3 protein-coding genes are annotated in these 7,442 nt (G+C 44.9%); all 3 read right to left on the bottom strand.

Annotation, left to right across the window (positions count from 1 at the left end):
- Window positions 1–2,439, bottom strand: a 2,439-nt coding sequence (locus ACWA6V_RS13940) for a DUF4861 family protein (RefSeq protein ID WP_449523057.1), incomplete at its 3' end; no start/stop codon positions are given.
- Between the two features lie 117 nt (window positions 2,440–2,556).
- Window positions 2,557–5,292 carry a TonB-dependent receptor gene (locus ACWA6V_RS13935; protein ID WP_449523056.1) on the bottom strand — a complete coding sequence of 912 codons (2,736 nt, stop codon included), beginning with the start codon at window positions 5,290–5,292 and terminating at the stop codon, window positions 2,557–2,559.
- 303 nt (window positions 5,293–5,595) lie between these two features.
- The gene (locus ACWA6V_RS13930) at window positions 5,596–7,056 is read right to left on the bottom strand and encodes a glycoside hydrolase family 28 protein (RefSeq protein ID WP_449523055.1); all 1,461 of its coding nucleotides are present in this window, start codon (window positions 7,054–7,056) and stop codon (window positions 5,596–5,598) included.
- Between the last annotated feature and the right edge of the window lie 386 nt (window positions 7,057–7,442).

The following is a 7,442-nucleotide window of genomic DNA, read 5'->3' as shown; positions in this document are numbered from 1 at the left end:
GCGGATCACCGGCTCATTCTGGTAGTAGTCGTAGCTGCCGTCGCGGCCAAAACCTAAACCGGCAACCAGGCATTGATCATTCATGCTAACTTTTCCATCGGCATGCAGAGTCACAAATTCATTGATCATGCCTTGGTAACTTTTTATCGCAACATCGCGATAGGATTCCGGCAAATAACCTTTGTTGACTGCTTTGGTATAAAAGTAAGTGAACATAGCGCTGGCGGTTGATTCGCGATAGTTGGCGATGGCGCCGGGCTTGTCGATAATTTGCCACCAGGTACTTGTCTCTGCGTCTTGATAACGCAAAATATCGGCCGCTAATTCCACGCTGATATCGATCAGGGTTTTGCGCAGTTCAGTTTCTGATTCCGGAATAAAATCCAATACATCCACTAACGCCATTGCATACCAGCCGATACCGCGTGCCCAAAATTGCGAAGCGCGGCCATTTTCTTTGTTGGCCCACTGCGCTTGTTTGGATTCGTCCCACGCATGGAAATACAAACCGGTTTGCGGGTCGCGCAATTGGTTTCGCGCAATCACAAATTCATGCACTGCCTCTTTAAAACTTTCGTGTTGTTGTTCGCCGGTTTCATAGTTTTTGGCATATTCGGCGAGGAAGGGCATGCCCATGTAGACACCATCGAGCCATAACTGATTAGGGTAGGTTGCACGATGCCAGAATGCGCCTTCGCTGGTACGTGGATGACGCTTTAAATTTTCACGCAAAAAATCCACCGCTTTGCGATATTTTTCTTGCTTGGTACGCTGCTCCAGCAGGATTACCATCTGGCCAGGTTTGGTTAAGTCGATACTGAATAAATCCGGCTCAAAGGTGTGGATGTGGCCATCATCGCGAATGTAACTGCCCGTCACGGTTTCTAATGCTTTTTGATAAGCGGGATTGGGGCTGATGCTATCCAATTCCTGCAATGCATGAATTTGCATGCCCACCACATCGTATTCAAATTTGCCGGGACGCTTGCGGTATTCATCCCAACCTTGATAGTGGTAATTCAATGTTTTGCGTTCCAATTCTGAATCCGCCAAACCTTTAGCCCATTTCAATGCGGCTTCAGCATCAACCGGATTTTTCTTCGCATCAGCACTGAGTGTTGACTCAAAACGCACACGCGGTGCTTTGGTCAAGCGCTCCACTTCGCGGTCGAGATAGGCTTTAAAATCCCCTTCGTTTTTAATGCCATCCAATTCATGTTCCCAGGCAGCGAGGAAATAATATTCCAGCTCACCGCCTTTATCTTTCATTACGGAAACATATGAATTTTCATCGGTAGTTTGTTCCGCGCGATCATCGCGGCGGAAAATAACCGCCATACCTAAATGATCATTTTCGCCACTTAAACTTTGTTTGCCCCAGCTGGCCACATAAGTCCAGGCATAGCCGCTGACATTTTGGTTGCCTTCAATCAAGGTGGTGCCAGAATGTTTCACCAAACCAATTGCCAGGTTGGGCAATTGTTGGCTGGCTTTGAGTTTCACATTTACCAAGCGGCTTCCGGCATTCATAGAAAAATGCGCACCCAAATCCACTTTTTGATTGTTGATTTGCCAGCCGTTGTAATTGATTTTAAAACCGGAATAGAGATCGCCATTGTTGGTGATAATCGCATCGCGCGTATCGACCAGCGAAACCAGATCTACACTTTTGCCGTTCCAGAAACCAAAACCACCCATGCCGAGCGATTTTCCGACTTTCAAAACATCTACGCCCCAATCTGAATTCAGATGATAGGAGTCGTAACCATCCAGCCCTACATTTTGCAAAACAACATCGCTGGTTTTTTTACCAAAAATATCAAAGCCATTGCGCCAATCGAGATAGACTCGGTAAGCCACTTTATCTGATTCGATACCGGGGCCTTCGTAGCGAATCCAGTAGGAGTGATCGGTGTATTGCGGTGGTGGCGTTACGCTCTGCACATTTTTAAAAGTGCCGCCGATATATTCTTTACCTTTCCACTCGCCGCCTTCTTTGATCGAAATTTCTGCTTGAGTTTGTTTTTTCAGTGCGGGTTTGGCGATCGCAGGATCACTGGAGATAGTGAAGGATTTAATTTCCGCTGGATTAAAATCAGCAGCCAACAACAGGCCATCAAGCGTGCCGTCGCCATCGGTATCAACTGTTTGGGAAGGCTGTGCGACATTGCCAGCAAGTACATTGAGGCTTTTAACGGCATCGCTTTGCGCGTTTATGCCGAGATCATAAAAAGGAAAATAAATGGCTTCTTGCTGCAATGCAAAATTATTGGCATTGGTAATTTCTGCCGTTGCCAATTGATGTTTGACAGTAACGGGTTGCGCAACAGGTGTTGTAGCAGTAGCTTGTTGTTCGTCGGTTTTTTCTGGTGAGCAACCCGTTAATGCTGCCAGAAAAATACCACCATAAATCACTCTACTTTTAAACAATAGACTCACGCTTAGCACCTCTTGTCGCTTAAAAAAATCATACACTAATAATCAAATAGGGATGCCAGCAAGCTGGCATCCCTTTTTGTTTTACACACACTTCACGAAATGATGATCAAGCATTTATCAGTATTTGTACTGAACACCGAGATAATACTGACGGCCAGTTTGATGGTAGTAGGACAGGCGCTCATTGCTATCCATATTACCAACCCATTGGTCATCAGCCTCGTCGGTTAGATTCAACGCTTCCAAAGTCACTTTCCAATTATCATTAATTGAATAGTTGAGCGTCGCATCGACATTTAGTGTTCCGTTGGTACCTTCTTCGTAGTTACCATTTCGGCCAACAGCAGTTGTAAGGTAATCACTTCTACTTACTACTGAAATGCGACCTCCATAATTGTCTTCTTCATAGTAAAGAGTTGCTGCGTAGGTTTCGTCAGACAGGTTAACCAACGGGCTGGTTCGCTCAACAACACCAGTGGTGGCATTCAGATAATCGAGATCTGAATCAACTGAAGTGTAGGATAGGATCGCTCCAAAGTTAGACAAAAAGCCTGGAAGGAAAGTGAATGGTTGTTGGTAACTCACTTCATAACCAGTCAGGTCACCACCAGGACTATTAACTTGTGTACTGTAAGCCCAGCTCGCATCAGCAGTACAGCTTGTATTACTACCACAGGCTGCAATCATTGTGTCTAGTGATAAACCTAATTGATTCATCAGATTAGTATAGGTGGTAGTTAAGCGCGCAGTTTGCGCAAAGCTTTCCAAGTCTTTTTGGAAAAGAGTTACACCAATGCTTGCACCCTCATCAAAATACCATTCAAAGCCTAAGTCATAGCTTTTAGCTTTAGTCGGTTCCAAATATGGGTTGCCGCTACTCACAGTAAATGCGTTACCTGATACAGATACGTTAGTGCTAGGCGCCAAGGCGCCAAGGCCTGCACGCGCAATACCTTCTGAAGCTGCAAAACGAACAAGGAAATCTTCAATAGGTTCTACAACCACGTTAAGCGATGGCAGAGTATCTGAGTAGCTATGATCAACAGAGATTTCAACACCGCGATTGTCAAAACCAGTTGAGGTTTGATCGGTTTCAAATCTTCTTACGCCGATATCACCACGTACTGGTATTGAACCTACGTCGAAATTGAAATCAACTTGAGCATAAGCACCTGTAGTGGTCTCGTTAATGTCCATAATTGCAGCAAACTGCTTAGTTAACGGCGCATTAAAAAGATCGTTCGCTGACATTATTAAAGCTCTATTGGGAATGAGCCAGTTACGACCATCACCTAAACCTGAATCGTATTCAACAATGTAGTCGGGATTAGACTGAATGTTTACGCCTTGAGTGCCTTCATTGATTCTGCTTTCAGTGGTGCTGAAATTAAAATCTTTATAGTCAATCCCAGCTTTCAGTTTAATTGAATCAGACGCATCGAATTCAAATGCAAGAGAGCCTGCATCATTCTCATTGAGGGTTGCTTGTGGGCGTTGTCTGATACTGCTAGTTACCCAAGATGATTTGTTGTATGCATTATCACCAAAAGTTAATACTGGGCTATCATAGCTGCGATAGTCATAAGTAAAATCCTGACCATTGGCAATCATAATAACAGTGTTCTGAATAGGGTTGTCGTAATCAGATTTGGTTGTTCCCACCAGAGCTTTAACGCGTAAGCTATCAGTAATGTCCTGCTTTAACGTTACTGTGGTCTGTGCAAAATCTGTAGCCATTTCATCAAAGCGATTTTCTGACCATAAACGTGCATTATCAATGTCAGCATATACAAGATTACCATTTTGAATTTCGTAATCTCTGACAATCATATTGATGGTTGGGTTTGCGGGAACGCTGCCAATGGTACCGTTCAGTACTGTTGAGAAAAAAGTCTCTTCACGAGTAGCATCAAATTTCGCAAATAATGAGTCAACACTAATTTCTGTGGAATCCGTCGGTCGGAATTGCAACGAAAGACTTGCCCCCACGCGCTCTAACTCGTGTTGATATGAGTCGTAGCGAGGTAAACGAGGATGGAATGCGGAATTTATTTCATTGTTAGCTGCTATGACGGTTGGCGTCGTAGCGCCATCTAATTGCGCGCGATTGAAGCGATCACCGGCAGCATTTGACCAGCGACCGGTGCTTGAGCCTTCGTCCTGCAACTTGCGCTCAGAGTAAGACAGAGAAAACAGCGCACCAAATTTGCCGTCAGCAAAAATATTACTAACAAGGAAAGCGGCGCTTGGATCGCTCTTTTCCGACAGATCGTTGTAACCAAGTTGGCTGGATGCAGTAAACACGAATCCATCATAGTCAAACGGTTGTGCTGCCTTAAGATCTACAGTAGCACCCAATGATCCCTCTTGTACTTCAGCTGTGTTAGTTTTGCGAACAGTCAGAGAGCTGAACAAATCAGATGAGAAGGTGTTGAAGTCAAAACCACGACCACGGTTGTTACCACCAACAGCATCCGTACCACCCGTGGTGGCGACGGTTTCCATGCCGTTTAAACGAACAGTGGTAAATGTTGGCCCAAGGCCACGTACAGTAATTCCGCGACCCTCACCACCAGAGCGTTGAATTGCTACGCCTGGCACACGCTGCAAAGATTCTGCAAGGTTGTTGTCCGGGAATTCAGCAATGTCAGAGGCAACAATCGCATCGACAAAGCCGTTTTGATTCTTTTTGATATTCATCGCGTTCTGCAAGCTATCGCGGAAGCTGCCGGTTACAACAACTTCTTCAACAGTGCCGTCACCTGAGTCTTGCGCTTCTTGCGCGTAAACACCCATTGGCAGTGTGCAGGCTGCCATGGCTAACACGAGTGGATTAAGTTTGAACATTCTCATAGCTATTCCCCATCTTTTATTGTGATTAATTACATTTGAGCTAGCGGAGCTGGTGCTGGTCACCGCAATAACAGTGCGGAGGCAAACACGTTTTCACAAACTTCACAGATTTTTTGCATAATTGAGCGACAAATCCGTTGTAATTTGTAACCTGTGCAGTCGACTTTTTTGAGCTTAGTCGATATATAACAACTGTCATGGTGGTCACATGACTTAGCTATCATTAATCCTGTTTTATATTTCAATTTGCTGTATCAATAAAAAAATAAAGCCCATTTTGATGTAAAGAAAATACTTTCTTTATCAAATCGTAAATTCAACGTCTTTGATAGTTACATTGGTGGCGGCAAAATTATCCAATTTCTCCAATACACCAATGGCAGCGACTTCTTTGAAGTGGCAGTTGGTGAGATGCAAATTTTGGATGGGCGAGCGCTCGTAGCCGCGCACTTGGAAAACTTGCTTGGCTTTTTGGCAGATAAGATTGCGTATATCTATATTGCGTACTGTCGGTGTAAATTTTCCGGCGTCGCCTTCTTCATAATCAAAGTCGATCACTATGGCGGTTTGCACTTCGCCAATCGTCACGTTGCGCACAAAGAGATTCTCGATCAAGCCGCCGCGCACCGAATTGGTTTTAACGCGAATACCGCGCTCCAACTCCGGGCTGCTCATCTCGCAATTTTCAACAAACACATTGCGTACACCACCAGAAATTTCGCTGCCAATCACGACGCCGCCGTGACCGTTGCGCATTTTGCAATCGCTGATCAGGATATTTTCTGAAGGCGTTTTTAAACGACGACCGTCGGCATTGCGTCCCGATTTAATCGCGATGCAATCATCGCCGGTATCAAAAAAGCAATTTTTAATCACCACATTTTTGCAGGATTCAGGATCGCAGCCATCGGAGTTTGGCCCTATGCTGGCAAAGGTTACTGCATCGATAGTGACGTTTTCGCACAGTACCGGATTGAGCAGCCAGAAGGGCGCGTTGGTGATGGTGATGCCTTCTATTAAAACGTTGGTGCAGCTGTAGGGCTGGATAAACACCGGACGCAGATAAGAGCCCTCAGCATAAATACGCTCTGCGACAGGAACATTATTTTCCATGTCCTGCATTAATTTATTGCGCGCTTCTGTCTGGGTTGGCACGCCAGCAATGCCCCAATCAACGCTGCTGAAATTGCTGCCTTTCCACGGCCACCAGGCGGTGCGGTTAGCTTGTCCGTCCACAGTACCTTCGCCGGTAACGGCGATATTGGTTTGGCCGTAGGCGTAAATCAGCGGCGAGTAGCCCATGATCTCCATGCCTTCCCAGCGCGTGAATACCGCAGGCAAGTAAGCATTGGGATCAGTGATGAAGGCGATGGTCGCGTCTTTGGTGATATGCAGGTTTACATTGGATAACAGGTGGATGGCACCACACAGGTATTTACCCTGGGTGACCAACACTTTTCCACCACCAGCTTTATGGCAGGCAGCTATTGCAGCGCCAATGGCTTTGGAATTGTCGTGTTTGCCATCAGCCTTGGCACCAAAATCGCGGACATCAAAGGTACGGTCGGGAAATTGTGGTGCACGCACTTGCTGGCGAATCTGTTCTGCCTGAGCCCAGACATCAATTGCATTAGTAGATGCTGTAGTTGTTGAAGAGCTAGTGCAACCAGCGAGTGTGCCCAGTGCACAACAGCTCACGACACCATTAAGTGTGTGGCTAATAAAGGCGCGGCGGCCTGGCTGTAGTAGGCAAAAATCTGTCACCGGTGTTAGCTCTCGTGTTGTCTGCCACTGATGTAGCTTTTTCTTAATTAGCTATTGGATGGTGCTCTTGGTTGTAGATGTTGGTTAGTAATCGGCATCTAATACCTCCAAGAAGATACTTATCCTCATATAGAGTGAAAATCATTCTGTATGTCATGTTAGATAAAATCAACCTGTGCTCCAAAAAAACACCTAAAAAATCCATTTTTGAGTATTTTTTTCCCACATTGCGTAATGTATACGTTTACATTTAATTAACCATTGATTTGTAAACGTTTGCATACATAAATCGATAAAAATAATTTAAAAAATAATTAATTTAATAAAAAGAATAATCATCCTAATTTTCTAGTTAAATTAACAGTTTTCTTCACTTATAAGACAAG

The organism is Cellvibrio sp. (assembly GCF_053579595.1).
The sequence above is the reverse complement of the archived record's forward strand: the minus strand, read 5'-3'. Positions and strand labels throughout refer to the sequence as shown.

What these genes read in the sequence shown, in the direction of transcription:
- ACWA6V_RS13935 (WP_449523056.1), bottom strand. Translation starts at nt 5,292, where the DNA reads ATGAGAATGTTCAAACTTAATCCACTCGTGTTAGCCATGGCAGCCTGC.